The organism is Leucobacter holotrichiae, from assembly GCF_055791005.1.
Map to the genome: position 1 here is coordinate 337,922 of NZ_JBVUAC010000001.1, position 25,478 is coordinate 363,399.

Annotated in this window: 23 protein-coding genes; 5 read left to right on the forward strand and 18 right to left on the reverse strand. The window is 69.8% G+C overall.

Going from position 1 to position 25,478, the window contains the following annotated elements; genetic code table 11:
- Nucleotides 1-45: 45 nt before the first annotated feature.
- Nucleotides 46-2,658 (reverse strand): leucine--tRNA ligase, encoded by a 2,613-nt coding sequence (gene leuS, locus AC0KXF_RS01595; RefSeq protein ID WP_473107529.1) that lies wholly within the window; start codon nt 2,656-2,658, stop codon nt 46-48.
- Nucleotides 2,659-2,661: 3 nt separating this feature from the next.
- On the reverse strand, nt 2,662-4,071 hold the full coding sequence (locus AC0KXF_RS01600; RefSeq protein WP_473107530.1) for an anthranilate synthase component I family protein: 1,410 nt from the start codon (nt 4,069-4,071) through the stop codon (nt 2,662-2,664).
- Between the two features lie 77 nt (nt 4,072-4,148).
- Here AC0KXF_RS01600 and AC0KXF_RS01605 point away from each other — a divergent pair, with 77 nt between their 5' ends.
- From AC0KXF_RS01605 to AC0KXF_RS01615, 3 genes are all read left to right on the forward strand, one after another.
- Nucleotides 4,149-5,015, forward strand: coding sequence for an aminotransferase class IV (locus AC0KXF_RS01605; protein WP_473107531.1), 867 nt, complete (start codon nt 4,149-4,151; stop codon nt 5,013-5,015).
- 128 nt (nt 5,016-5,143) lie between these two features.
- Complete coding sequence (locus AC0KXF_RS01610) at nt 5,144-6,100, forward strand: SPFH domain-containing protein (protein ID WP_473107532.1); 957 nt, start codon at nt 5,144-5,146, stop codon at nt 6,098-6,100.
- Between the two features lies 1 nt (nt 6,101).
- Nucleotides 6,102-6,332 (forward strand): type II toxin-antitoxin system antitoxin, encoded by a 231-nt coding sequence (locus AC0KXF_RS01615; RefSeq protein WP_473107533.1) that lies wholly within the window; start codon nt 6,102-6,104, stop codon nt 6,330-6,332.
- Between the two features lie 18 nt (nt 6,333-6,350).
- On the opposite strand, the gene cydC is transcribed toward AC0KXF_RS01615, so the two are convergent.
- From cydC to AC0KXF_RS01635, 4 genes are all read right to left on the reverse strand, one after another.
- The gene (gene cydC / locus AC0KXF_RS01620; protein ID WP_473107534.1) at nt 6,351-8,042 is read right to left on the reverse strand and encodes a thiol reductant ABC exporter subunit CydC; all 1,692 of its coding nucleotides are present in this window, start codon (nt 8,040-8,042) and stop codon (nt 6,351-6,353) included.
- Nucleotides 8,039-9,682 carry a thiol reductant ABC exporter subunit CydD gene (gene cydD, locus AC0KXF_RS01625; protein ID WP_473107535.1) on the reverse strand — a complete coding sequence of 548 codons (1,644 nt, stop codon included), beginning with the start codon at nt 9,680-9,682 and terminating at the stop codon, nt 8,039-8,041. The genes cydC and cydD overlap by 4 nt, the downstream gene beginning before the upstream one ends.
- Before the next feature lie 76 nt (nt 9,683-9,758).
- The gene (gene cydB, locus AC0KXF_RS01630; protein ID WP_473107536.1) at nt 9,759-10,787 is read right to left on the reverse strand and encodes a cytochrome d ubiquinol oxidase subunit II; all 1,029 of its coding nucleotides are present in this window, start codon (nt 10,785-10,787) and stop codon (nt 9,759-9,761) included.
- Nucleotides 10,788-10,803: 16 nt separating this feature from the next.
- The gene (locus AC0KXF_RS01635; RefSeq protein WP_473107537.1) at nt 10,804-12,258 is read right to left on the reverse strand and encodes a cytochrome ubiquinol oxidase subunit I; all 1,455 of its coding nucleotides are present in this window, start codon (nt 12,256-12,258) and stop codon (nt 10,804-10,806) included.
- Nucleotides 12,259-12,535: 277 nt separating this feature from the next.
- Between AC0KXF_RS01635 and AC0KXF_RS01640 the strand changes: the two genes are divergently transcribed.
- Nucleotides 12,536-13,585 (forward strand): App1 family protein, encoded by a 1,050-nt coding sequence (locus AC0KXF_RS01640; protein ID WP_473107538.1) that lies wholly within the window; start codon nt 12,536-12,538, stop codon nt 13,583-13,585.
- On the forward strand, nt 13,582-14,649 hold the full coding sequence (locus AC0KXF_RS01645; RefSeq protein WP_473107539.1) for an FUSC family protein: 1,068 nt from the start codon (nt 13,582-13,584) through the stop codon (nt 14,647-14,649). The genes AC0KXF_RS01640 and AC0KXF_RS01645 overlap by 4 nt, the downstream gene beginning before the upstream one ends.
- Nucleotides 14,650-14,768: 119 nt before the next feature.
- Here AC0KXF_RS01645 and AC0KXF_RS01650 read toward each other — a convergent pair whose 3' ends face one another.
- From AC0KXF_RS01650 to AC0KXF_RS01705, 12 genes are all read right to left on the reverse strand, one after another.
- On the reverse strand, nt 14,769-15,329 hold the full coding sequence (locus AC0KXF_RS01650; protein ID WP_473107540.1) for a YceI family protein: 561 nt from the start codon (nt 15,327-15,329) through the stop codon (nt 14,769-14,771).
- A gap of 95 nt (nt 15,330-15,424) precedes the next feature.
- Nucleotides 15,425-16,165, reverse strand: a complete 741-nt coding sequence (locus tag AC0KXF_RS01655; protein ID WP_473107541.1) for a type 1 glutamine amidotransferase — start codon at nt 16,163-16,165, stop codon at nt 15,425-15,427.
- Nucleotides 16,162-17,556 carry a DUF1727 domain-containing protein gene (locus AC0KXF_RS01660; RefSeq protein WP_473107542.1) on the reverse strand — a complete coding sequence of 465 codons (1,395 nt, stop codon included), beginning with the start codon at nt 17,554-17,556 and terminating at the stop codon, nt 16,162-16,164. The genes AC0KXF_RS01655 and AC0KXF_RS01660 overlap by 4 nt, the downstream gene beginning before the upstream one ends.
- 26 nt (nt 17,557-17,582) lie before the next feature.
- Nucleotides 17,583-18,347, reverse strand: a complete 765-nt coding sequence (trmD, locus tag AC0KXF_RS01665; RefSeq protein WP_473107543.1) for a tRNA (guanosine(37)-N1)-methyltransferase TrmD — start codon at nt 18,345-18,347, stop codon at nt 17,583-17,585.
- Complete coding sequence (gene rimM, locus AC0KXF_RS01670) at nt 18,344-18,982, reverse strand: ribosome maturation factor RimM (RefSeq protein WP_473107544.1); 639 nt, start codon at nt 18,980-18,982, stop codon at nt 18,344-18,346. Before rimM ends, trmD begins: the two co-directional genes overlap by 4 nt.
- Entirely contained in the window at nt 18,982-19,272 is a 291-nt protein-coding gene (locus tag AC0KXF_RS01675) for an RNA-binding protein (RefSeq protein ID WP_473107545.1), read from the reverse strand. Before AC0KXF_RS01675 ends, rimM begins: the two co-directional genes overlap by 1 nt.
- Nucleotides 19,273-19,277: 5 nt before the next feature.
- Nucleotides 19,278-19,691, reverse strand: a complete 414-nt coding sequence (gene rpsP / locus AC0KXF_RS01680) for a 30S ribosomal protein S16 (protein ID WP_223044116.1) — start codon at nt 19,689-19,691, stop codon at nt 19,278-19,280.
- A 133-nt stretch (nt 19,692-19,824) separates the two neighbouring features.
- Nucleotides 19,825-21,129, reverse strand: coding sequence for an alpha/beta fold hydrolase (locus AC0KXF_RS01685; protein WP_473107546.1), 1,305 nt, complete (start codon nt 21,127-21,129; stop codon nt 19,825-19,827).
- 20 nt (nt 21,130-21,149) lie between these two features.
- Nucleotides 21,150-21,722 (reverse strand): CDP-alcohol phosphatidyltransferase family protein, encoded by a 573-nt coding sequence (locus AC0KXF_RS01690; RefSeq protein ID WP_473107547.1) that lies wholly within the window; start codon nt 21,720-21,722, stop codon nt 21,150-21,152.
- 50 nt (nt 21,723-21,772) lie between these two features.
- Nucleotides 21,773-22,843, reverse strand: coding sequence for a hypothetical protein (locus tag AC0KXF_RS01695; protein ID WP_473107548.1), 1,071 nt, complete (start codon nt 22,841-22,843; stop codon nt 21,773-21,775).
- A gap of 62 nt (nt 22,844-22,905) precedes the next feature.
- The gene (gene ffh / locus AC0KXF_RS01700; RefSeq protein ID WP_473107549.1) at nt 22,906-24,468 is read right to left on the reverse strand and encodes a signal recognition particle protein; all 1,563 of its coding nucleotides are present in this window, start codon (nt 24,466-24,468) and stop codon (nt 22,906-22,908) included.
- 40 nt (nt 24,469-24,508) lie between these two features.
- Entirely contained in the window at nt 24,509-25,357 is an 849-nt protein-coding gene (locus AC0KXF_RS01705) for a 3-hydroxyacyl-CoA dehydrogenase (protein ID WP_473107550.1), read from the reverse strand.
- Nucleotides 25,358-25,478: the final 121 nt, after the last annotated feature.

Sequence of the window (25,478 nt, forward strand, 5' to 3'; positions counted from 1 at the left end):
CCCGTGATCTGAGCGAAGTTCGAGCCGCCTGATTGAGCCGGAAGGCTACTTCGTGGCGATGCTCACGATCTTCGGCACGCGCACCACCACGTTGACGACCTCACGGTCGCCGATCGCGCGCTGCACGCCCGCCGAGGCTCGCGCGGCGGCCTCGGCCTCGGCCTCGGTGACCGACGCAGGGAGCGTCAGCCGATCCCGCACCTTGCCGTCGACCTGCACCACCATCGTCACCTCGGCTTCGACGAGCAGCGACGGATCGGCTGCCGGCCACTCTGCGAGGGCGACCGTGGGCTCGTGCCCGAGCTTCGCCCACATGTCCTCGGCGGTGTAGGGCGCGAACAGCGAGAGGATCACCGCGATCGCCTCGGCTGACTCGCGCACAGCCGGGTCGGCGACGCCGCAGCCGGAGTCGATGGCCTTGCGCGTGACGTTGACCTGGTCCATGAGCCGGGCGACGACGACGTTGAACTTGTAGGCCTCGACCAGCCCGGGAGCGTCTGCGAGCAGGTGATGCGTGTGCTTGCGCAGCGCCGCGTCGCCGCCGTCGAACGACGCGCCGACGGGTGCCCCGCCGCTCTGCACGTCTTGAGCGACGCGCCAGGCGCGCGCCAGGAACTTCGCCGAGCCCTGCACCGACACGTCGGCCCAGTCGATGTCGTCCTCGGGCGGCCCCGCGAAGGCGAGCGTCACGCGCAGCGCATCGGCGCCGTGCTCGCGCAGCTCGCTCGCGAACTCCACGAGGTTGCCCTTCGACTTCGACATCTTCGCGCCGTCGAGCAGCACCATGCCCTGGTTCAGCAGCGCCGTGAAGGGCTCCTCGAAGTCGAGGTAGCCGAGATCGTGCAGCACCTTGGTGATGAAGCGCGAGTAGAGCAGGTGCAGGATCGCGTGCTCCACGCCGCCGGCGTACTGGTCGATCGGGCCCCAGCGCTTCGCCTCGGCGGGGTCGAAGGGCTGCGTGTCGTCGTTCGCCGAGAGGAACCGCAGGTAGTACCAGGAGCTGTCGACGAAGGTGTCCATGGTGTCGGGATCCCGCGTCCAGCTCTCACCGGTCTCGGGATCGACGACGGAGGCCCACTCCGTCGCGGCGCCGAGCGGCGACGAGCCCTTCGGCTTGAGATCGAGCCCCTCCGAGGAGGGCAGCTCGACGGGAAGCGAATCCAGCGGCACGGGCTTCATCTCGCCGTCGTGCTCGCCGGTGCCGTGCAGGATCGGGATCGGCGTACCCCAGTAGCGCTGGCGCGAGATCAGCCAGTCGCGCAGACGGTACGTGGTGGCGGCGCGCCCGGTGCCGCGCTGCTCGAGGATCTCGATCGCCTTCGCGATCGCCTCGGTCTTCGCGAGGCCGTTGAGGTCCGCCGAGTTGATCAGCGTGCCGTCGCCCGCGAGCGCGACCCCGCTCTCGGCGGGATCGGGCAGCTGCGCGCCGTCCTCCCCGCGCACGTCGAGCACGACGCGCACGGGCAGCTCGAACTTGAGCGCGAAGTCGAGGTCGCGCTGGTCGTGCGCGGGCACGGCCATGATCGCGCCGTGACCGTAGTCCGCGAGCACGTAGTCGGAGGCCCAGACGGGGATACGCTCGCCGTTCACCGGGTTCACCGCGAAGTGGTCGAGGAAGACGCCCGTCTTCTCGCGATCGGCGCTCTGGCGCTCGATCTCGGTCTGCTTCTGAGTCTGCTCGAGGTAGGCCTGGAACTGCATGCGCGCCTCGGGCGAGGCGCCCGCCGCCAGCTCCGCCGCGAGATCCGAGTCGGGGGCGACCACCATGAAGGTCGCGCCGTGCAGCGTGTCTGGGCGCGTCGTGAACACGGGCACCTTCGCGGCGCGGCCCTCAATCTCGAACTCGACCTCCGCGCCGCGCGAGCGGCCGATCCAGTTGCGCTGCATGTTCAGCACCTTGGTGGGCCACTTGCCCTCGAGCTGGTCGAGGTCGTCGAGCAGACGATCCGCGTAGTCGGTGATGCGGAAGTACCACTGCGTCAGCTTCTTCTTCACTACCACGGCGCCGGAGCGCTCGGAGGTGCCGTCGGCCAGCACCTGCTCGTTGGCGAGCACGGTCTGATCCACCGGATCCCAGTTGACCCAGCTGGCCTTGCGGTACGCGAGGCCCTTCTCGTACATCTTGAGGAACAGCCACTGGTTCCACCTGTAGTACTCGGGGTCGCTCGTGTGCAGCACGCGGCTCCAGTCGAACGACGGCGCGTAGGTGCGGAACGACGCCTTCTGCTGGTCGATGTTCGCGTAGGTCCACTCGCGGGGGTCGACGCCGCGCTTGATGGCCGCGTTCTCAGCCGGGAGCCCGAAGGAGTCCCAGCCGATCGGGTGCAGCACGTCGTAGCCGCGGCCGCGCCAGTAGCGCGCGAGCACGTCGCCGAAGCAGAACGCCTCGGCGTGGCCCATGTGCAGGTCGCCCGAAGGGTAGGGGAACATGTCGAGCACGTACTTCGCCGGGCGGCCGCTGTCGCCGCTCACCTCGAAGGGCTTCAGTTCGTCCCAGACGGGGAGCCATCGATCCTGGATCGCCTGGAAGTCGTAGCCCTCGGCCTCACGCGCCCGCTGCTCGGCCTCGTTCTTCTCGCCGCCGGCTTGCCGCTCGCTCACACACACCTCGATATCGTTGGGGAGTTCGGGATCGCCCGCTGTCGCGGGCGCACACATTCCTCAAGAATACCGCGGATGCGGGGGCGAGCTGAGCGCGCCGACCGCGGTGAGCAGCGGCGCGGCCTTGAGGTGCTTCTCGGCCGTCTCGCGTGCGGGATCGGAGTCGGCCGTGATCCCGCCCCCCGCCCCGATCAGTGCGACACCCGGCGCTCCGTCGCCCGCTCGCAGCTCGACGCTGCGGATCGTCATCGCGAGCTCGGCGTCGCCCCCGTCGTCGACCCACCCGAAGCAGCCGGAGTAGAGCCCCCGCGGCGCGCCCTCCAGCTCGCGGAGGATCTCGACCGCGCGTCGTTTCGGCGCCCCGGTCATCGATCCGCCGGGGAAGCAGACCTCGACCGCGTCGAAGACGTCGGCCCCCGCACGCAGCGTTCCCGCGACCGTGCTGACCAGCTGGTGCACGTGCGGGTGGCTCTCGACGCGCAGGAACCCTTCGACGCACACCGATCCCGGCTCGCACACCCGGCCCAGATCGTTGCGCATGAGGTCGACGATCATGAGGTTCTCGGCGCGCTCCTTGGGATCGGCCGCGAGCTGCTCGGCGTGGGCGCGATCGGATTCGGGGTCCGCTCCCCGTGGCCTGGTTCCCTTGATCGGGTGGGTGAGGATCCGGCGGCCCCGCACACTCAGGAAGCGCTCCGGGCTCGCGCTCACCAGCGCGCGATCCCCCGTCGCGATCACACCCCCGCGTACAGCCCCGCCCCGGGCACGGAGCCGCAGGAACAGCTCGAGCGGGTCGAAGCGCCCGCGCACCTCGGCCGTATCTGTGAGGCACAGCACGTAGGCCTCGCCGTCGCGGATCGCCGATCTGCACGCCTCCACCTCGCGCGCGTAATCCGCGTCCGTGCGCCGCCACGCCGGCGCGGCCCGGACACCCGCCACAACTTCGGAGCCGGCCGCTCTTTCGGACCGATTCCCGAGTCCTGATCCGAAATACGGGTGAGCCCCGGAGGAAGGAACGCGCGAAGGCTCGGGATCAGCGCCCAGTAGCGCCTCCAGCGCGGCCGTGTCACCTCGCAGCTCCGCGGCCCCGCGGTCGTGATCGATCGCCAGCACTCCGGCGAGGCGTAGCGCGAAGGCGGGCGCGGGGTGCCCGGATCCGGCGTCCCGCACCGGATCCAGCCCCAGCAGCGCGACGCCGAACTCGTAGCCCAATGCAACGGCCCATCCGCCGCGCAAGCCCGGCATCGCCGGCGCGTCGGGCCCCTCGGGTGCGGCTCGCAGACCGGCCAGGAACTCGCGCTCGGAGCCGGCCTCGGCGATCCTGACCTCGCTCGCTACACCGAGGTAGCTCACCCGCGGCTCTCCGGGCGCTGCGGTCTCACCGTCGAACCAGCACCACGGTCTGCCGCTCGCAGCCAGCAGGCGCGCCACGACCGCGGCATCGCATGGCCCGACCAGTTTCCCTGTCACCCGATAACCCTACCGAGCGCCCGCACATAGCCGATCGGATCACCATCTGCCCGCACCACGCGAGTAGTCTGGGACGCGTGACTGCTGCATCGGACGGCACCCAGGAGCACGCACGGTCCGGCACCGAGCGGAGCGCGCTACTCGTCGCCGACTCGTTCCGCGTGCGAGCGAACCCGCGCACGGGCACCGCCGAGGTGCGCGGACTCGACAAGCATCTCGGTCGTTTTCGCCGCTCGGTGCTCGAGCAGATGCCCTCCGCCGAGAAGAGCGACGCCGAAGCCGAGATTCTCGAACGCATCGACCTGTTCCTTGACGAAGCCCTGCCCCGCATCGCCGAGTACGGCGAGGGCTTTCCCCGCCTCGAGCTCTGGGGCTCCGAGCGCACCGGAGGCGATTCCGGATTCGCCCTTTCGCTGCGGCCACTGCCCGCGCTGGGCGACACGATCGAGCTGCGCTCCGCCCGCGGGTTGCGCCTCGAACACCCGGAGGTCAAGGGCCCGAACATCCCGCGCCTCGCCGAGCTGAACCGCGAGCTCGGCGCCGAGGCACTGCTGCTCGACGCGCGCGGTCGCGCGGTCGAGGGCGCCACCACGAGCCTGATCTGGTGGACCGACGACACGGACCAGTCCGGTCACTACGTCGCCGAGGATTCGGCGAGGGATCGCAGGAACCGTGTCGAGTCCGTGACCGAGTCACTGCTGCGAGAGGCCGCGCAGCAGCGACTCGTGGGGTGCAAGCCCGAGCGGCGCCGCACGGGTTCCCTCACACCGGCGCGACTGAAGCCCGCGGAGCTCGCGCGCGCCGAGATCTGGGCGGTGAACGCGCTGCACGGGATCCGCGTCGTCGCGAGCGTCGACGGCATGCCCGCGCACGCCCCGGTCGAGCACCGCCTGCGGTGGTTCCGCGAGGCGCTCGACCGGACCTGGCAGCCCGTCGCACCCTGATTCGGCGCTTCACCGCACCGGCGCCGCACCGCACCGGCGCCGCACCGAGACCGCGAGCCATGTCCGCGCCCCCAAAAAGTGATATCGTTTTTATAGCACTTATCGGTCGGAAGCAGAGGAGCACCGTTATGACCGCAAGCCCCGAACCCGTCGCCACCGAACCCGTCGGCCACGACGGCATCCGCGTCGACATCTCCGAGCGCCCCGCCTGGCATCGGGGCAGCGCCGCCGGCATTGCCGCGTTCCTGCTCGGCATTCTCGCGATCCCGGGCGGCGGGGTGCTCATCATCAGAGGCGGCCTCATGCTCGACGAGGGCGAGGCCTCGGGCGGGCTGATGCTGGGCCTCGGCATCGTGGTCGTCATCGCGGCGGTGCTGGTCTTCACCATGTTCACGATCGTCGCGCCCGGCCAGACCTCGGTGCGGCAGTTCTTCGGCCGCTACGTCGGTACGGTGCGCAACAACGGCATCAGCTTCGTCGCCCCCTTCACCACGGGGCGCAAGGTATCGGTGCGCGTGCACAACTTCGAGACCAACGAACTGAAGGTCAACGACTCCGACGGCAACCCGATCCACATCGCAGCCATCGTCGTGTGGCAGGTCGCCGACACCGCCAAGGCGGTCTTCGCGGTCGAGGCCTACGACGAGTTCATCGAGACGCAGGCCGAGGCCGCGTTGCGCCACGTCGCCACCACGCACCCCTATGACGAGCCCGGTCCGGGCGAGCAGTCGCTGCGCGGCAGCACCGACCTCGTCTCGGCCGAACTCGCCGAGGAGGTCGCGGCGCGCGTGGCGATCGCGGGTCTCGAGGTGCTCGAGGTGCGCATCTCGTCACTGGCCTACGCCCCCGAGATCGCCCAGGCGATGCTGCAGCGCCAGCAGGCGAGCGCGATCATCGCGGCGCGCGAGAAGATCGTCGAGGGCGCGGTGACCATGGTCGATCAGGCGCTCACCCGTCTCGAGCACGAGGACATCGTCTCGCTCGACGACGAGCGGCGCGCGCAGATGGTCTCGAACCTGCTGCTCGTGCTGACGAGCGACCAGCGTGCCACGCCGGTGATCAACGCGGGATCCCTCTACAGCTGAGATGCCGCACGAGAACGAGCCGGGATCGAGCCGCAGCAGGAAGCAACTGCTGCTGCGGCTCGACCCCGCGGTGCACGCGGCCGTCGCGAAGTGGGCCGCGGACGATCTGCGCTCGGTGAACGCGCAGATCGAGGTGCTGCTGCGGCGGGCGCTCTCGGAGGCCGGCCGAGATCCGGGGGCGAAGCCGATGCCGCGCCGGGGCCGGCCCAGGAAGACGCCGCCTCCTGAGTGACCGCGCCTCCGCGCGAGCTCACCTCCGCGGCAGCGCGAGCCGGCGGGCGTCGATTCCGGCGGGCAGCTCGGTGTGGGTGATCAGGATCACCGCGCGGTCCGAGGGCACCGCTCCGACGAGGTCGGTGAGCAGCCGATCGGCGAGTTCGCGGTCGACCCCGGCGGTGGGTTCGTCGAGCACGACGACCGGGAAGTCGGCGAGGATGGCCCGCGCCAGCGCGATGCGCTGGGCTTGACCGCCCGAGACGAGCGCGCCGTGCTCCCCCACAGCCGCGTCGAGCCCGCCGCGAGCCCGTGCCCACGCGCCGAGCCCGACCTGGTCGAGCGCCGCCATGAGGTCGTCGTCGCTCGCCGTGTCGCGCGCGAACTTGAGGTTCTGACGCAGGTCGGCGTCGAAGAGGTGCGGCGTCTGCTCGCAGAGGCCGACGACGCGCCGCACCTGCGCGATCGGCAGATTCCGGGCTTCGATCCCCCGCAGCCGGTACGAGCCCCGGTACTCGAGGAAGCGCACGAGCGCCAGCGCGAGCGTGCTCTTGCCAGCCCCGCTCTCACCGGTCACCACGAGGGTCTGCCCGGCGTCCAGGTCGAAGGCGATACCCGCGACCGCGTCGATCTCGGCACCCGGGTGTCGGACCGCGAGGTCGCGCACCGAGATGAGCGGGCCGGGTCGACGCGGATCCTCGTCGACAGATTCGGGAGCCGATACGGCGTCGATGGGGATCTCGGGCGGCAGAGCGGCCTCGGTGAGCAGCGCCACGCGATCCGCGCTCGACCGCACCGCCCGCCGCGCCGCGAGCGCCGTCGGCACCTGCGCGAACACCTCGAAGACCGCGGCGGGCACCACGACCACCGCCGCGAGGAGGGGCGCGCTGAGCACCCCGCCGCCCGCACCGCCGCCGGGCCCGATGCCGTGCCCGAGCCCGGGCATCAGCGCGAGGAGCGTCAGCAGCGAGGCGATGCCCGCGCCGAGCGACAGCAATCCCCCGGTCAGTCCCGCGGCGCGCGCACGGCGCAGCTGCACCCGCGACAGCCGGGCTTCCGCATCCGCGATCCGCTGCCGCTGCATGCCGGTGGCGCCGAAGGCCGCCAGCACCTCGGCCGAGGCGAAGCGCTCGAGCAGCGCGTCGGTCAGCCCGGCCCGCGCGGCGCTGAGCTCACGGTCCTCGGCGCCGGCGAAGCGCTCGGCGAGGAAGGCGGCCAAGGTCCCCGAGACGAGCAGCGCACCCGCGAGGATCAGAGCGGCGAGGGGTGACACGAGCGCGATGACGAGCAGGCTCAGCAGCACGACGACACCGCTCACGATGAGGGGTTGGCGCACGCGCAGCGGCTCGTCCTGCAGCTGGTCGACGTCGTCGACGAACGCCGCGAGCACCTCGCCGCGGCGATGGGACTCGATTGCCCCGGGCACCCGCGGCACGAGCGCCTCGAACGTCTGCGACCGCAGCGTGGCGAGCTGGGCGAGGGCGGCATCGTGGCTGAAGAGCCGCTCCGTGTACCGGAACGCCGCGCGGCCGATGGCGAGGGCGCGCACGCCGACCACGGCGAATGTGAGGTGCAGGATCGGCGGCTGCTCCCCCGAGCGCACGATCAGCCACATGCTGAGCCCCAGGAGGCCGACCACGCACGCGTCGGCGAGCACACCCAGCAGCGTGCCCGGGGCGCGCCGCCGCGCGGACGGCATCGCCCGGGCGATTACGGACGCGCGGCTCATGACAGCACCCCGGCCTCGACTCGCACGACCCGGTCCACGGCGCTGAGCACGGCCGGCCGGTGGCTGACCACGAGCACGGCGCGACCCGCCTCCGCCTCGACGCGCAGGGCTCGGCACACGAACGCCTCGCTCTCGGCGTCGAGCGCGGAGGTCGGCTCGTCGAGCAGCAGCGCGGCGGCATCGTGTCGCCATGTCCGGTAGAGGCAGCGGGCGATCCCGACGCGTTGGGCCTGACCGCCCGAGAGACCAGCTCCTCCGGCGCCGAGCATCGTCTCGGGGTCGATCTCGGGGAGGCCCACCGCGGCGAGAGCCCGCCGCACGAGCCGAGGATCGGCGGCGGCCTCGCCGAGCGCGATGTTCTGAGCCACGGAGCCCTGCAGCAGACCGGGTCGCTGGCCGCTCCAGGCGATCTCCGCGGGGCGCGCGATCCGGCCCTCCGAAGGTGCGATGAAGCCGAGCAGCGCGGCGAGCAGCGATGACTTGCCCGCGCCCGACGGGCCGGCGATCCCGACCATCTCCCCCGGTTCCACGGTCAGCGAGACCGGTCCGACGACGGCCCGGCCACCGCGAACGAGCACCGCCCCGTCGAGCACGACTCGGTCCGCGCGCTCCACGCGGCCGGGCGCGCCGGACGACTCGCGCTCGCGCTCGATCAGTTCGAACACCTGCCCGGATGCCGCGAGCCCCTCGGTCGAGGCGTGGAAGGCGGCGCCGACCTGTCGGATCGGGATGAATACCTCGGGCAGCAGGAGCAGCACGAACAGACCGAGGGCGAGCGGGAAGGCGCCGTCGACGAGCCGCGTGCCGACGGTCACCGCGACCAGCGCGATCGAGAACGTGCCCGCGAGGTCGAGCACGAACCCCGAGAGGAACGTGACCCGCAGTACCTTCATGGTGCGCGATCGGTACTCCTCGGTCTCGCGCGCGATGCGGGCGGACTGGCGGCGCTCGCGGCCGAAGATCTTGAGTGTCGAGAGGCCCGAGACGGCGTCGAGGAAGGAGCTGGAGAGCCGCTGCAGCTGAGCCCACTGGCGGTCCTGCACGGCCTGCGTCGCGAGCCCGATGAGGATCATGAAGACCGGGATCACCGGGAACACGATCAGCACCGTGATCCCGCTGACGGGGTCGGCGAGCAGCACCGCGAGCACGAGCAGCGGCGTGGCGACCGCGGTGAGGATGAGCTGGGGCAGATAGCCCGAGAAGTAGCCGTCGAGGGCGTCGAGGCCGCGCCCCAGCACGGTGGCCTGCTCGGCGTCGGACGCACTGCCCTCCCGGAGCGGCGACCCGGCGTCGAGGGCGTCGAGGGACGCGCCGCGCAGCTGCTCCTTCACCTGTACCGCTCCGCGCGCGGCGACGGCGTCCATGCCCCACGAAGCCGCGGAGCGCACGCACAGCGAGAGCAGCGCGCCGAGCAGCAGCGACGGCAGCTGTTCCGCGGGCAGCGCCCCCTCCGCGACGCGACCGGCCCCGCCGCCGAGGCCCCCGAGCGCAGGCAGCACCACGACCGCGAGCGCCTGCGCGAGCAGCCAGCTCCAGGCCAGGATCGCGATCGTGCGCACGATCCCCAGCACCGCCCCGACCAGGAGTACGCCGCGGGCGGCACGCGCGTGACGGAGCAGCCTCGGGTCGAGTGGTTTCATCGGATCAATCCTAGAGGGTGGGCGGATCCGTGCCCGGTGCGGCGCATCGCATCGTCACCGGGCACGGACCCGCCGCTCAGTGGGCGCCGGCGGGGATCGCCTCGCGGGTGAGGCGCTTGCGGAAGATCCAGTAGGTCCACGCCTGGTACGCGAGCACCAGCGGCAGCGTGAAGCCCGCCACCCAGGTCATGAGCTCGAGCGTCTTCTGCGAGCTCGCGGCCCCCTCGATCGACATCGAGAACGCTGGATCGATCGTCGAGTACATGAGGTACGGGAAGAGCGCCATGAAGATGGTGAGCAGCGCGAAGGTGATCGCGACGGCATTGCCAGTGAAGGCCCAGCCCTCGCGGCCGACGAGGTTCGCGACGAACCCGCCGATCAGGCCGACCGCGGCGACCGCCGCCCAGATCACGATCAGCCACAGCATCTCGTGATCGAGATGCATGACGATCGTCCAGAGCAGGAACACGGCGCCGGCGACGATCGCCGCGATCCCGACCTTCGTCGCGAGCTTCCGGGCCCGCTCGCGCATATCCCCGAGCGTCTTCAGCGAGATGAAGACGAGACCGTGCGTGAAGCAGATCAGCAGCATCACGATGCCGCCCAGCAGACCGTAGGGGTTGAGCAGCGTGAGCAGCGTGCCCTCGTAGATCCAACCGCCCTGCGGGAGCAGCGAGATCGGCAGCCCCTGCACGAGGTTCGCGAACGCGACGCCCCACAGCAGCGGGGGCAGCACCGAGCCCCAGAAGATGAACTGGTCGAACCAGCGCGTCCACTGCCGCCCCTTGCCCTGGTGCCGGTACTCGAACGAGACGCCGCGCAGGATGAGCGCGACGAGGATCAACAGCAGGGCGAGGTAGAAGCCCGAGAACATCGTCGCGTACCACTCGGGGAACGCGGCGAAGAGCGCGGCTCCCGCCACGATGAGCCACGTCTCGTTGAGATCCCAGACCGGGCCGATCGTGTTGATGATGAGCCGGCGGTCGGTATCGTCTCGTCCGAGGAAGGGCAGCGACATGCCGACGCCGTAGTCGAAGCCGTCGAGCACGAAGTAGCCGATGAGCAGCACCCCGACGATGAGGAACCAGAGTGTGGTGAGTTCCATGTTTCCGTTCCTTCTCTCAGTAGACCGTCGCCAGCTTCTGCTGGTCGGGCTCGCCCTCGTCGCCGCCGGCATCGCTGCTCATCTCGATTTCGGGCGGCCCCTCCTTCGCCGCTCGGGTGATCAGTTTGAACTCGAGCACCGCGAGCCCGCCGTACACGAGCGTGAAGACGATGAGCGACACGAGCACGGCCCATCCCGGCACACCGGGCGAGACGGCCTGCTCCGTGGTCATCACCCCGAACACGATCCAGGGCTGGCGGCCCATCTCGGTGAAGATCCAGCCGATGAGCGAGGCGAGCATCGGCACCGGCGCGGTCCAGATCGCGACCTTCCAGACCCAGTTCGGCAGTTCCACGTTCTTGCGGGTGATCCAGAGGCCCACGGCCGAGACCAGCGCGGCGAAGGCGCCGAGGCCGATCATCCAGCGGAAGGCCCAGTAGGTGACCCACACGATCGGCACGAAGCTGCCGTCGCTGGGGCAGGTGAGCGCCGAATCCGCGCCGCAGAAGGCCGTCTCATACTCGGCCTGCAGATCCCGGATCCCCTCGACGGTGCCGTCGAATGTGCCGTTCGAGAGGAAGGACAGCAGATAGGGAATGCGGATCGAGAAGATCTCGTGCGCCCCGTCCGGGGTGCCCCAGCTGAAGATGGAGAATGAGGCGTCGGCGCCGCTCGCGTTGTTGTAGAGCGCCTCGGCCGCGGCCATCTTCATCGGCTGCGTCTGCGTCATCACCATGCCGAGCTCGTGGCCGGTGAGGCCGACGCCGAGGAAGGCCAGGATGTTGGTCCACGCGCCGAAGCGCAGCGTCGTGCGCATCTCGTCGACGAACTGGCCCCGCTGCAGGTGCCAGGCCGCGACGGCGACCATCACCACGCCCGCGAACATGATCGACGCGAACAGCGTGTGCGGGAACTGGGTGAGCGCGACGGGGTTCAGCAGCACGGAGCCGATGCTGTCGAGCTCGGCGCGCCCGCGCTCCTCGTTGATCTCGAAGCCCACGGGGTTCTGCATGAAGGCGTTGGCCGCGAGGATGAAGTAGGCCGAGAGCACCGTGCCGATCCAGACAAACCAGATGGTGAGCACGTGGATCTTCTTCGGCAGCTTGTCCCAGCCGAAGATCCAGAGGCCGATGAAGGTCGCCTCGAAGAAGAAGGCGATGAGGCCCTCCATTGCGAGCGGCGCCCCGAAGATATCGCCCACGAACCGCGAGTAGTTCGACCAGTTCATCCCGAACTGGAACTCCTGCACGATGCCGGTGACCACCCCCATCGCAAAGTTGATGAGGAATATCTTGCCGAACAGGCGCGTCAGCCGAAGGTACTTGATCTTGCCGGTGCGCACCCAGACGGTCTGCAGGATCGCGACCAGCAGGCTCAAGCCGATCGTGAGCGGCACGAATATGAAGTGGTACAGCGTCGTGAGCCCGAACTGCCAGCGGGCGAGCGTCAGCGCGTCGAAGAATTCGTTCATGTATCGCTCCTGAACGAAGAGGGCGGCCTCACCAAGGCACGCACTCCCTTAGTGAGTTCCGCCACGAGATGTCATTCTCGCCGGAGCTGCCGGTCGGCGACCGGCCACTTCGAATTCTACTCTTTCTGTGAGTTTGCTGCGAGTTTGGCTTGACATCGAAAGAGTTTTTACTCGACACCGAAAGACTTTTTGTTCGACGCCGAGTGAGTTCTCGCTCGGCGTCGAGAGAGCGCGAACGCCACACCGAGGCGGAGGCGCCGACCCCTAGACTGGATCCGTGACCCCGAACGCCCAGCCCGACAATCGTCCTCGCCTCGCGGCGCGCCTCGAGGACTGGGTGCACAGCCGCCGCTCGCGTCGAGCGGTCGCCCGAGGCAAGGTGCCGTCCGTGATTCCGTACATCGGTTACGGCGGCGACAGCTGGGTGCGCGTGCTCGGGCGGGTGCTCTATCTGAAGCCCGAGAGCCGCGAGCACACTCGGCTGCGCCCGGACGTCGCGGCGGTGTCGCGGGTGCGCGGCTGGCGCACCTTCACGAGTCTCAACGTGCCCTATCAGCAGGTGCGGGTCTCGATCGACGGCGACTTCGTCACCGAGATCACCGCCGACCGGGGCGGCGTGATCGACGCCATCGTGCCCGTCTCCCTCACCCCCGGCTGGCACACGATCACCCTGCAGGCCGGTGACAGCGAACCGGCGGATGCGCCGGTCGCGGTGGTCGACCCCGCGGCGAAGCTGGGCGTCATCTCCGACGTCGACGACACGATCCTCATCACCGCCCTGCCACGCCCGTTCGTCGCCGCCTGGAACAGCTTCGTGCTCGACGAGCACGCGCGATCCGCCACTCCCGGCATGAACGTCATGCTCGACCACCTCGTCGCCGCGAATCCCGGTGCACCCGTGCTGTACCTGTCGACGGGCGCTTGGAACGCGGCTCCCGCGCTCAGCCGCTTCCTCGCGCGCAACCTCTACCCCATGGGCCCGCTGCTGCTCACCGACTGGGGGCCGACGCACGACCGCTGGTTCCGCAGCGGCAAGGAACACAAGCGCCGCGAGCTGCAGCGGCTCGTGCGGGAGTTCCCGGATACCCGCTGGGTGCTCTTCGGCGATGACGGCCAGCACGATGAGGCGCTGTACCACGAGTTCGCGACCGAGCACCCGAGCAGCGTCGCGGCGGTCGCGATCCGGCAGCTCTCAGTGGGCGAGGCCGTACTCGCCGGCGGCCGTTCGAAGGCCCGTCTGCACCGCAGCACGAGCGGCGTCCCGTGGGTCTACGGCCCGGACGGGGCGACGCTGCGCGAAGAGCTCCGCAAACTGGATCTGCTGTGACCGAGCGCTCCGCCGCGCGCTGGCGCCGAGCACCCGGGCAGCTGACAGGCCGCTTCATCGCCGAGCGGCGCACCCCGCTGGTGCAGGTCGTCAAAACGCTCGCGGCGATGGTGCTCGCCTGGTTCACCTGCCTGCTCGTCTTCCCAGAGCAGCTGCCCATCTTCGGGGCGATCGCGGCGCTGCTCGTGGTGCAGGACAACGTCGATCAGTCGCTGAGCAAGGGCATCGAGCGAGTGGTCGGCGTGCTGCTCGGCGTGACCGTCGCCCTCATCACGGGCGAGCTGCTGGGCCAGCACTCCTGGCTGTTCATCGCGGCCCTCGTCGCGGGCCTGGCGCTCGGGTGGGTGCTGCGAATGACCCCGAGCGCCGCCAATCAGATCGTCGTGAGCGCGCTGCTGATGATCGCGCTCGGCGGCCTCGATCTGCACTACGGCGTGGAGCGCCTCGTCGAGACCCTCATCGGCGCCCTGATCGGCGTCGCGATCAACGCGCTCGTCGCGGCCCCCGTGCGCACGCTGCCCGTGCACGAGGCCATCGTCTCCCTCACCGCCGACGCCGCCGCATCGCTGCGGCGCATCGCCGACGCCCTCGACGAGCCGCGCGACGACGACTGGCTCGAGCAGATGCACCACGATGCCAGATCGCTGCAGAGCGAGCGCACCCGGGTGCACGGCCTGCTGCGCCAGGCCCGCGAGAGCCTGCGTCTCAACCCTCGCAGCCGCCGATATCGCCGCGGTCTCGCGGAGGACGACGCGCTCTTCCAGCGCCTGCAGCCGATCGTCACGCAGATCGGGGGCATGTCGCGCGCGGTCTACGACCTGTACGAGCCCGATCTCGTGACCGACCCCTCGGTCGTGGGCATGGCCGAGGAGATGCGCCGCGCCGCGCACGATCTCGAACGTCTCGTCTCGCTCGCCGGAGATGATTCAGAGGCGGTCGAACCGCCGGCGCTCACGAAGCCCTACACGATCCCGCAGCCCCACCCCGACCACTGGGTGCTCATCGGCTCGCTCATGGAGGATCTGCGCCGGGTGCGGGGCAGGATCGTCGGCGAGCTCGAGTAGCACGCAGCGGACCCGCCCCTCGACGATGCCAGGGGCGGGTCCGCACTTCGCGGGCGAGACCTACTTCTCGAGCTGCGGCAGTGGCCGCAGCAGCTTTCGTGGTGAAACGCTGGCGCGTTTCACTCCTGAACGAAAGCTGCCTGGATGTCGAGGGTGACGGTCACATCGGAGCCGAGCAGCAGGCCGCCCTTCTCGAGCGGCGCGTTCCAGGTGAGGCCGAAGTCCTCGCGCTTCACCACGGTGGTCGCGGTGAAGCCGGCCTTGTAGTTGCCGTAGGCATCCTCACCGAAGCCGCCGAACTCGAAGTCGAAGGTGACGGGCTTCGTGACGCCACGCATGGTGAGATCGCCGTCGACCTTGAACTCGCCGTTCTCCTCGCGCACGCCGGTGGACACGAAGGTGAGCTGAGGGTACTCCTCGGCAGCGAAGAAGTCGCCCGTGCGCAGGTGCCCGTCGCGGTTCTTCTCGTTGGTGTTGATCGAGGCGACCTCGGCCGTGGCCTCGACGGAGGAGTCGAGCGGGTTCTCCGCCGTCACGAAGGTCGCGTCGAACTGCTCGAACTTGCCCTTCACCTTGCTGATCGCGAGGTGGCGGATCGAGAAGCCGACCTCGGAGTGCGTGGGGTCGACCTTCCAGGTACCGACGCGGTAACCGGGGATCTGATCTGCGGTGATGCTCATGTTGTTGCCTTTCTGCTGTTGGCGCCGCCGCTCGACGGCCTCACAGAACGACAACGGGCCGCATCAGAACTATATTCCCGTGCATATAAATTTTTTCAGCGCGGTCGTCGCTTCGCACTCGCCCGGGCCCGCTCGACCGTCTCGTCCACCCCGGCGATCGGCTCGAAGGAGCCGTAACGGCGGCGCGCCGCCTCACCGATGAGGAAGTCGCTGAGCGCAGGATTCTTGGGCAGCAGCGAGCCGTGCAGATAGGTGCCGATGACGTTGCCCGTGCGCGCTCCCTCGACCCCGTCGTCGGGATTGTTGCCCGCCCCCTGGGTCACCCGTCCGAGCGGCTGCGAGCCCGACCCCAGTCTCGTGTTGCCGCTGTGGTTCTCGTACCCGATGATCTCGCCGAACTCGTCGGAGTCGAGCACGATGTTGCCGATCATCCGCACGTCGCCGCCGCGCGTCTCGACGTCGAGCACGCCGATCCCCACGAGCTCCTCGCCCGTGTAGGTCACGAAGCGATGCCCGAAGAGCTGGTACAGGCCGCACACCATGAGCATCGGGGTGCCGGCGTCGGCGAGAGCCCGGATCTCGTCGGCGCGCAGCGCGAGATCCCTCGCGACGCGGCCCTGGCCCGAGTCCTGACCGCCGCCGCCCACGACGACATCGACGCGCTCGGGCAGCGGGTCCCCGGGGTTCACCTCGACGACCCGGGGCGCGTAGCCCTGAGCGCGTGCCCGCCTGGCGAGCGACAGCACATTGCCGCGGTCGCCGTAGATGTTCATGTCGCGCGGGTACAGCGACACGATGACGAGCTCGCGCTCGGCCCGGTTCTCGTTCGCGCTCACCAGATGTCCTCCACGTCGGTCAGCTCGGCCAGCGCGCGGCGCAGCTCGAGCATTGCGGTATAGGTGCAGTAGATGCGCCGCGGGCGTGAGGCGGCACCCTCGACCAGCGTGCGCTCGCGGAAGGAGGCCAGCGCTCGGCCCAGATCCTCCTCCACGGCCCCCACCGGCACGTCGTCATGCTCCAGGCGCAGCGCCATGTCCCAGGCGCGCGTGCCGCTCACCGTATCGACCCCGCCCTCCGCGAGCGACGTGAAATCGACGTCCCACAGCCACGACATGTCGCGGCCGTCGGCGTACTGATCGTTGATCGCGATCATCACGTCGACGCCCGCGGCCTCGAACGAGGCGAGCCCCAGTCTGAAGCCCGCGGGGTTCTTCACGAGTACGAGTTCGAGCGGCTGCCCGTCGAGCTGCAACTGCTCACCGCGCCCGAAGGCCGGGCGCACCTCCGCGAGCGCGGCGATGAGCGCCTCATCGGTGTCGGCGTCGCGGTGGCGGGCGGCGTGTCCGGGCAGCGGACCCGCGTCGAGCGCCAGGCGCACCGTGGCGAGGGCGGCCGCCGCGTTGAAGGTGTTGTAGAGGCCCTCGAGCTTCAGAGAGGTGCGGTGGTCCTCTCCTTCGATCCTGAACACTGCCTCGTGGTCGCCGAGTTCGACGAGGGTCACGTCGGCATCGGGCCGCTCGGGAGCCGCCTCAGCGGCCCCCTCGAACGGCGTCGCGTGGAAGTCGTCGTCGCTCGGGAAGGTGCTGAGCAGCGCGGTGGAGAGGCCGAACTCGCGCACCTCGGGGCGGAGGGACGGCTGCGGGGACGAGGATCCGGATCCGCCGCCCGATCCCTCCCGATCCCGCGTGCGCTCGCCGATCGCGGCGACCAGGCGATCTTCGCGGTTGACGACGAGGCCCTCGGTCGTCGCGTCCGCGATGCGCTGCAGCAGCTTTGCGGTGGTGTCGATCTCGCCGAAGCGATCGAGCTGATCCCGCAGCACATTGAGGAGCAGGGTGAATCGCGGCTTCACCCGGTCGATGAAGTACATGGCGTGAGCCTCGTCGAGCTCGAGCACCGCGACGTCGGCGTCGAGGCGACCGCCGAGCGAGCACTCCTGAATCGCCGCGGCGACCACACCCCGCGAGAAGTTCGAACCCGTCTTATTCGTGAACACGCGCAGGCCCCTGGCCTGCAGCATCTCCACGATCATCTTCGTGGTGGTGGTCTTGCCGTTGGTACCGCTCACGGCGATCACCCCGTAGGGCAGGCGTCCGAGCACCCGGCCCATGAACCCGGGATCGAGCTTTTCAACGACCAGGCCGGGCAGCGCGGAACCGCCCCCGCCGCGAAGCTTGGCCACCTGCCGCACCGTCTTGCCGACGACGGCGGAGAGAACATCACGCATGGCTCAAGCCTAGCGGTGCTCGCCCGTCACTCGGCCGCGTGACGACCGCGGGACTCGCCCCGCAGCTCGCGGGACAGCAGCTCGGGTCGCACGCGGCGGGTGCGCTCGATGCGCTGCTCCCGCCGCCAGGCGTCGATCGCCGCGTGGTTGCCGCTCAGCAGCACGGAGGGGACCTCGCGACCGCGCCACTCCGCGGGCTTGGTGTAGCTCGGGTACTCGAGCAGCCCGTCCTCCTCGTGCGACTCCTCGACGAGGCTCTCGGGGTTACCCACGACGCCGGGCAGCAGTCGCGCGATCGCCTCGATCATCGCGATCGCCGCGACCTCTCCCCCGTTGAGCACATAATCGCCGATGCTCACCAGGCGCACGCGCCCGCGCTCGGCGTACTCGTCGACGACGCGCTGGTCGATGCCCTCGTAGCGACCGCAGCCGAAGACGAGGTGCTGCTCCTGCGCGAGTTCGCGCGCCATGCGCTGCGTGAACACCTCGCCGGCCGGCGACGGGAAGATGATGAGCGGGCCCTGCGCGTCGGATCGCGGGGTCTCGGCGGGCTCCTCCGGAGACTCGGCGAGGATGCCGTCGAGCATCTCGCCCCAGGGCTCGGGCTTCATGACCATGCCGGCGCCGCCGCCCGTGGGCGTGTCGTCGACCGTGCGGTGCCTGTCGTGCGCGGCATCCCGCAGGTCGTGCACCCGCACATCGATCAGCCCCCTCTGCTTCGCCTTGCCGAGCAGCGAGAGCTCGAGCGCGTCGAAGTAGCCGGGGAAGATGGATACGACGTCGATCCTCATGCCGTCGCGCCGCCCGCGTCAGCCTCGCCGGCCTCCGTCTCCGGCGCCGCAGCGGGCTCTTCGAAGAGACCGGCGGGCGGCGTCACGCGCACCACTCCGGCCTCGACATCGACGAGCGGCACGATCGCCTCGACGAACGGCACGAGCACCGGGCCGCTCTCGGTGTTGACGACGAGCAGATCCTGAGCCGGGAAGTGCTGCACCTCCGCGACCGTGCCGAGCTTGACGGAGCCGCCATCGTCGTCGCGCACGACGTCGAGACCGACCAGCTGGTGGTCGTACCAGGCGTTCTCCTCTTCACCCGCAGCGACGGCCTGCTCGTCGATCCAGAGGATCGCACGCACGATGCTCTCGGCAGCGGTTCGATCGGGCACCTCTTGGAAGAAGCCGACCGGTGAGTCGTTGAACCAGCGCAGCTCGCGCATGGTGATGGTGCGGCCGAACCAGGGCGAATCCTCGGGGACCTGCAGATGGAACACCGCGCCGGGCACGAAGCGCAGTTCGGGATTGTCGGTGAACAGCTCGAGCTTGATGCCGCCCTTGAGGCCGTGGGGCTTGGTGAGGCGTCCGACACGCAAACTCCCCGCCCCGCTTGCGGGACGGGGAGCTCGCACACGCCCGTGAGCGTCAGCCATCAGGCGGCACCCTCCGACTCGACCGCGTCATCGCCGCGGTCGTCCTGGTCGGTGTCGATCACGTCGACGCGCACGCGGCCGCCCTCGGCGAGCGCCGAAACGACGGTGCGCAGCGACGACGCGGTGCGACCGCTGCGTCCGATCACCCGCCCGAGGTCGCTCGGGTGCACACGCACCTCGAGCACGTCGCCCCGAGGGGTCTCGCGCGCATCCACCCGCACCCGCTCCGGGTGATCGACGATGCCACGCACCAGGTGGTCGAGCGCCTCGGCCAGCGCCTGCTCAGCCAAGAGAATTAGCCCTCGGCGTTCTCGGCCGCGGCCTCCTCGGCCGGAGCCTCAGCGGGAGCAGCGGGCTTCTCGGCCTTGGGGCGCAGCACGGGCTTCTTGGCCGCGTCGGCCTCGAAGACGGGCTTGGGCTCGACCGGCTTGACGACCGACTCGGTGTTGCCCTCGCCGGTGAACTTACCCCAGTCGCCGGTGAGCTTGAGGATCGCAGCCACCTGCTCGGTGGGCTGAGCGCCCACGCTGAGCCAGTACTGCGCACGGTCGGAGTCGACCTCGATGAACGAGGGCTGCTCGGTGGGGTGGTACTTGCCGATCTCCTCGATCACGCGGCCGTCGCGCTTGGTGCGCGAGTCGGCGACGACGATGCGGTAGTAGGGCGCGCGGATCTTGCCGAGGCGCTTGAGACGGATCTTGACAGCCATGATGACTCCTTGAATCGAGTGGTGTGACGCCGCGCATCGCTTATTCGAGCGGGAGCGGAAGCCTGGGCGCGCAGGTTTGCGCGAACTCAACAATCCTCACACAAAAGCATCAGAAACGCAATTTTTGTTGCGATCAGGGATTTCTTGACTTTCGCGCGCCTCCGAGGCGGTGCTCGAGCGCCGAGAACAGACGCTCGGCCACCCCGTCGTGGTGCACGCCGTCATGCTCGTACTCGTTCGTGACCCAGACGTTCAGGCCTCCGACCCGCTTGGCCGTGTCGAGCGAGAGATCCGCGTCGACGTACATGTCGTCGAAGTACACCGCCGCCTCGACCGGCACCTCGTTCGACGCCAGCCGATCCTCGTCGTACAGCGCGATCGGCCACGCCCGCTCGGCCAGCAACTCGACGCCGGCCCGGAACCCGCGCAGCGCCCGGATCTCCTCGAACATCCAGGGGAACACCATCTCCCCCGTGAACTGCAGCGGCCGCGACGACTCGGCGAAGTCCGGGTGCCGCTCCCGCTCGCGCTGCGCGGCCCAGGCGGAGGGGCCCGGGCCGTAGATCGCCTCCTGCAGCGCCGCGTAGAGCGGCCTGCCGGCGAACCCGGTGTCGGCCCCCACCGCGTCGATGAACGACTCGCTCAGCCTCGTCTCGGCGGCATCGGCGAAGGCCTCGTCGAGCAGCCAGTGCACGCGATCGAAGCCGGGGGCCATGCCGAAGTCGAAGCCGAGCGTCTGCAGGCGGCGCACCGTGAGGCGGTCGCCGTCCGGCAGCCGCACGTCCTGCGATCCGAGCAGGTCGGCGATGCGTGCGACGCGCTCCTCGAGGTGCGGCAACCGTTCGCGGAAGAGCCGGTTCTTCTCCCGCGTGCGCGGAAAGGTGCGGCGATATACCTCGGCGGGGTCGGCATCGAGACCCGAGAGCCCTCCCGTCACCGCAGACCCGACGATCGCCTCGGGCGCGCTCGACAGGTAGTGCAGCGTGAGGAAGCCGCCGTAGCTCTGACCGATGGTCCACCACTGGCGCCCCTCGTAGTGCGCGGCGCGAATCGCCTCGAGATCCCGCACGATCGAGTCGGCACGGTGCAGGGAGAGACGCCGGGCCGACTCTTCGGCGGGCAGCCCCTCGAAGTCGTCGCCGATCACGGGGGTCGAGCGACCGGTGCCTCGCTGATCCGGGATCACGAGCCGGAAGCGGCGCAGCGCCGCTCCGACCCAGCCCGAGCGACCGAGCGGGCGCGTGCCCTTCCCGCCCGGGCCGCCCTGCAGGTGCACGAGCAGGGGCAGATCCTCGCCGCGCTTCTCCGCCGCGACGAGCTCTCGGGCGTAGACCCGGATCCGCTCACCGCCGGGATCGGCCCAGTCGAGCGGCACCGTCGTCCACACGTCGCGGGCCACGATGTCCGTGCCAATCCAGTACTCGGGGCTGCTGCTCATACACTCCAGCCTAGAGCCCCTCATCCCCGGCGGCGATCCGAGAGCATCAGACGGAAGTAGCCCGCGCCGACCACGACGTGCATGACCACGCCGACCGCGGTGATCCACCGCCCGACCTCGCCGAGCCACTCGAGGCCGGGCAGGATCCCGAATCCCACCGCGGCGAGGCCCGCCATCATCACGGCCGTACGCGCCTTGCCCAGCAGGCTCGCATCGGGAATGCGCTCGGGGCGCTTCACGACATAGACCACGAGCAGCACCAGGTCGACGCCGGGTATCGCGATCGCCGTCCACGCTGGGAGCAGCCCCGCGGCGATCATCGCGAGCACGATCGCGACGACGCCGATCCGATCCGCCAGGGGGTCGAACAGCTTGCCGAACCTGGAGACCTGGTTCAGCAGCCGCGCCAGCGTGCCGTCGACCCAGTCGCTCGCGCCGAAGATCACGAGCAGCACCACGGTGAGCACCGGCCGCGCGCCCTCGATCAGCAGCAGCACGATGGGAACGACGAGCAGCAGGCGCAGCAGCGTGATCGCGTTGGGCAGCGTGGCCCAGGACTTATCGCTCGTCATGCGCCCCCTCCCCTTCGGCATCTCCCCCGAGTCTACGCGGGTGGGTCGCACGGGGCCGGATCCGCCCCCGATCAGTTCCGGTCGAGCCACCAGCCGAGCAGGTGGGGGAAGGCGAGCATCCCCGCGACGACGAGCACGAAAGCGGCCGTCGTCCAGGCCGCCGAACGCAGGCGGAGCCGCCGCCCCGCGTCCGCCACCTGCGAGCGCGGCCTCGCGGCCCGCGGGTCGGTGTAGTGACGTGCCTGGTGCCCGAGCTCCCCCGCGACGAGCTCGGAGAAGAGCAGCATCGCGGTGACCTCCGAGCGATCCGAACCCGCGCGGAAACGGCGCGAGGCCACGACGAGCCGATCCTCGATCACCTCGATATCCCAGCGCCGACCGTGGTCGATGAGGCAGACCATCACGTCCGGGGTGAGCAGTTCGAGCGCATCGCGTTGATATCCGGTCGGCGCGTACACCGTGAAGTAGCGGTCGAAGTCGCCCTCCAGCGAAAGCCGTTGCGAGCCGGGCAGCAGGGCGCGCAGGCTGCCATTGCGGCGCGCGTCGATCATGAGGTGCGGCAGCGCGCGCGGCAGTTTCATCGACAGGTAGCGGAACGCCGGGAACGGCCCCCTGGGGTCGCTCTTCCCGCCGGTGTAGGTGGCGAGGGCGATCTGCAGCGGCGGATCCATCAGCTCGCCGCGGTCGGGGCCCTCCTCGGCGAGCGCGAACTGGGACTGGTAGAGCGGCGCGCGGGCCGGGTCCTCGCGGTGGGCGAGCCGCGCGACTGTGCGGGGCGGCGCTCCCGCCCGCCCCTCGCCGAAGAAGATGCCCCAGCGGCGCGGCAGAATGCCGTAGCGCCGGTACTGCAGCCCGCGCTGCCTCGCGAACCGCTGAAACGCGATGCCGCGCCGCGTGTCGGCCGGCATGGAGAGCAGCACGGCTCCCCAGATCCAGAGCCCGATCGCGAACCAGAGCAGCACCATCATGAACAGCCCGCGCCCCCAGTCGAGCCAGTCGGGCAGCGGGATCGCCACCGGTATCTCCACCGTGAGACTGGAGCAGAGCAGGGCGACGGGCACGGCGCCGATCACCAGGAGAGCGCCCCTGGCGGCGGAGCGGAACGTCGACGGATCCTCGTCGCGCACCTCACGCCAGCTCACCCGACGCGGCCACTCCGACCGGAACAGCGCGAGCCGGCCGGCAGGATCGGAGCCGCGGACCGTCAGCGCAGGCCCTTGCCGAGCATCTGCTGCAGCTTCGCGAGATCCTCCTCGCTCGGCTGCGCCTTTCCGCCGCCCAGACCGAAGCCGGAGCCGGTCGCGGGCCCGCTCGCCTGCTTCGCGGCGAAGCCGGCGGCCTGCTGGGCGCGCTTGGCGGGATTGCCCGACTGCTTCTTGGCCTTGCCCTTCGCCTGCTGCTTCTTCTTACCGCCGTGGCTCATGCCGGGCATCGGTCCCATGCCGGGGATCTGCGGCACTCCGCCGCGGGCCACGGTTTTCATCATCTTGGCGGCCTGCTCGAAGCGCTGCACGAGCTGGTTCACCTCGGTGACGGTCACACCCGAGCCCTTGGCGATGCGCAGGCGGCGGGATCCGTTGAGGATCTTGGGGTTCTGACGCTCGGCGCGCGTCATGGACTGGATGATGGCCTCGGTGCGCACGATCTCGCGCTCGTCGAAGTTGTCGAGCTGATCCTTCATCTTGCCCATGCCGGGCAGCATCCCCATCATCTTCTTCAGGGAGCCGGCCTTGCGCAGCTGCTGCATCTGGGCCAGGAAGTCGTCGAGGGTGAAGGAATCGCTCGCGATCTTCTCGGCGACCTTGCGCGCTTCCTCCTCGTCGAAGGCCTGCTGGGCCTGTTCGATGAGGGTGAGCACGTCGCCGAGGTCGAGGATGCGGCTCGCCATGCGATCGGGGTGGAACGGCTCGAAGTCGCCCAAGCCCTCGCCGGTCGAGGCGAAGAGGATCGGCTTGCCCGTGGTGCCGCGGATCGAGAGCGCGGCGCCGCCGCGCTGATCGCCGTCGAGCTTGGTGAGCACGACGCCCGTGAAGTCGACGCCCTCCTGGAAGGCGCGGGCCGTCGCGACCGCATCCTGACCGATCATCGCGTCGATGACGAACAGCACCTCGTCTGGATCGGTCGCCTTGCGAATATCGGAGGCCTGCTTCATGAGCTCGGCGTCGACCCCGAGGCGGCCCGCGGTGTCGATGATCACGAAGTCGTGCTGCGTGCGCCTGGCCTCGGCGACGCCGTTCTTCGCGACCTTCACGGGGTCGCCGACGCCGTTGCCCGGCTCGGGCGCGTAGATGTCGACGCCGGCCTGCTCGGCGACCACGCCCAGCTGGGTGACGGCGTTGGGGCGCTGCAGGTCGCAGGCCACCAGCATCGGGGTGTGGCCCTGATCGCGCAGCCACTTCGCGAGCTTGCCCGCGAGGGTGGTCTTACCGGCGCCCTGCAGACCGGCGAGCATGATCACCGTGGGCGGGTTCTTCGCGAACTGCAGCCGGCGCTGCTCGCCACCGAGGATGCCGACGAGCTCCTCGTTGACGATCTGCACGACCTGCTGCGCGGGGTTCAGCGCCTGGTTGACCTCGTCGCCGAGGGCTCGCTCGCGCACCTTCGCGGTGAACTCCTTGACCACATCGAGCGCGACGTCGGCCTCGAGCAGCGCGCGGCGGATCTCGCGCACCGTGCTGTCGACGTCCGAGGCCGACAGCTTGCCCTTCGCGCGGAGGTTCTTGAAGGTCTCGGTGAGCCGAGCAGACAGGTTTCCGAAAGTAGCCATAGCGCGTTCATTCTACCCGGCCCACCGCGGTTCCCCCGACCTACTCGTAGTCGTAGAACCCGCGGCCCGATCCCTTGCCCAGGTATCCCTTGTCGATGTACTCGCGCTTGATGTACTCGGCGAACTCGCGCTGCACAGGGTCGGGGCTGTCCTTGCCGAGGTTGTAGGGGGTGGTCATCCCGACGACGTCGTAGATCTCGAACGGTCCCGTGGGGGCACCGGTGGCGATCTTCCAGGTGCGGTCTATGTCCTCCGGGCTGGCGATGCCCTTCACGAGGAGAGCCGCGGCCGCGTTGAGGAACGGCACGAGCAGCGAGTTGAGCACGTAGCCCGGCTGCTCCTTGTGGATGCGGATCGGCACCATGCCGATCTCCTCGGCGAAGCGGGCGACCTGCTCGAACACCTCGGGGTCGGTGCCGGGGTGGCCCATCACCTCGCCGGTGTTCTTCGCCCACACCTCGTTGGCGAAGTGCAGCGCGAGGAACTTCTCGGGGCGACCGGTGAACGGGGCGATATCGCTCGGCAGCAGGGTCGAGGAGTTCGTGCAGAAGATCGTCCTCTCGGGGGCGACCGCGGCGACCTTCTCCCAGGTCTGCTGCTTGATGTCGAGGCGCTCGGGCACGGCCTCGATGATGATGTCGGCGTCCTTCACCGCATCGGCGAGATCCGAGCTGGTACGGATGCGACCCACCGCCGCGTCCAGATTCTCCGGAGTCGCGTCGGGCAGGTCCCGCAGGTAGAGCGGCTTCAGGTACTCCCAGCGATCCGCGAGCTTCGCGAGGATCTCGTCGTTCAGATCGTAGGCGACGACGTTCTTGCCGGAGTAGGCGGCCTGGAAGATGATCTGGGATCCGAGCACTCCGGTTCCGAGCACGGTGAGGTTCTGCAAGGGTGTTGCCTTTCTCGAATGGTGACCCCTTCTGGGGGCTGATCCGGTCCGGCGGTCGCAGCGTTCGGCTCGGCCGTCAGGCCTCACCTACCGGTCTACTCCCCCTGCGCACCCCGCGGGC

Excerpts from the sequence above, each read along its gene's own strand:
- leuS (WP_473107529.1), bottom strand. The coding sequence starts at position 2,658 with ATGTGTGCGCCCGCGACAGCGGGCGATCCCGAACTCCCCAACGATATC.
- AC0KXF_RS01610 (WP_473107532.1), top strand. The coding sequence starts at position 5,144 with ATGACCGCAAGCCCCGAACCCGTCGCCACCGAACCCGTCGGCCACGAC.
- AC0KXF_RS01615 (WP_473107533.1), top strand. The coding sequence starts at position 6,102 with ATGCCGCACGAGAACGAGCCGGGATCGAGCCGCAGCAGGAAGCAACTG.
- cydC (WP_473107534.1), bottom strand. The coding sequence starts at position 8,042 with ATGAGCCGCGCGTCCGTAATCGCCCGGGCGATGCCGTCCGCGCGGCGG.
- cydD (WP_473107535.1), bottom strand. The coding sequence starts at position 9,682 with ATGAAACCACTCGACCCGAGGCTGCTCCGTCACGCGCGTGCCGCCCGC.
- cydB (WP_473107536.1), bottom strand. The coding sequence starts at position 10,787 with ATGGAACTCACCACACTCTGGTTCCTCATCGTCGGGGTGCTGCTCATC.
- AC0KXF_RS01635 (WP_473107537.1), bottom strand. The coding sequence starts at position 12,258 with ATGAACGAATTCTTCGACGCGCTGACGCTCGCCCGCTGGCAGTTCGGG.
- AC0KXF_RS01650 (WP_473107540.1), bottom strand. The coding sequence starts at position 15,329 with ATGAGCATCACCGCAGATCAGATCCCCGGTTACCGCGTCGGTACCTGG.
- AC0KXF_RS01660 (WP_473107542.1), bottom strand. The coding sequence starts at position 17,556 with ATGCGTGATGTTCTCTCCGCCGTCGTCGGCAAGACGGTGCGGCAGGTG.
- trmD (WP_473107543.1), bottom strand. The coding sequence starts at position 18,347 with ATGAGGATCGACGTCGTATCCATCTTCCCCGGCTACTTCGACGCGCTC.
- rimM (WP_473107544.1), bottom strand. The coding sequence starts at position 18,982 with ATGGCTGACGCTCACGGGCGTGTGCGAGCTCCCCGTCCCGCAAGCGGG.
- rpsP (WP_223044116.1), bottom strand. The coding sequence starts at position 19,691 with ATGGCTGTCAAGATCCGTCTCAAGCGCCTCGGCAAGATCCGCGCGCCC.
- AC0KXF_RS01685 (WP_473107546.1), bottom strand. The coding sequence starts at position 21,129 with ATGAGCAGCAGCCCCGAGTACTGGATTGGCACGGACATCGTGGCCCGC.
- AC0KXF_RS01690 (WP_473107547.1), bottom strand. The coding sequence starts at position 21,722 with ATGCCGAAGGGGAGGGGGCGCATGACGAGCGATAAGTCCTGGGCCACG.
- ffh (WP_473107549.1), bottom strand. The coding sequence starts at position 24,468 with ATGGCTACTTTCGGAAACCTGTCTGCTCGGCTCACCGAGACCTTCAAG.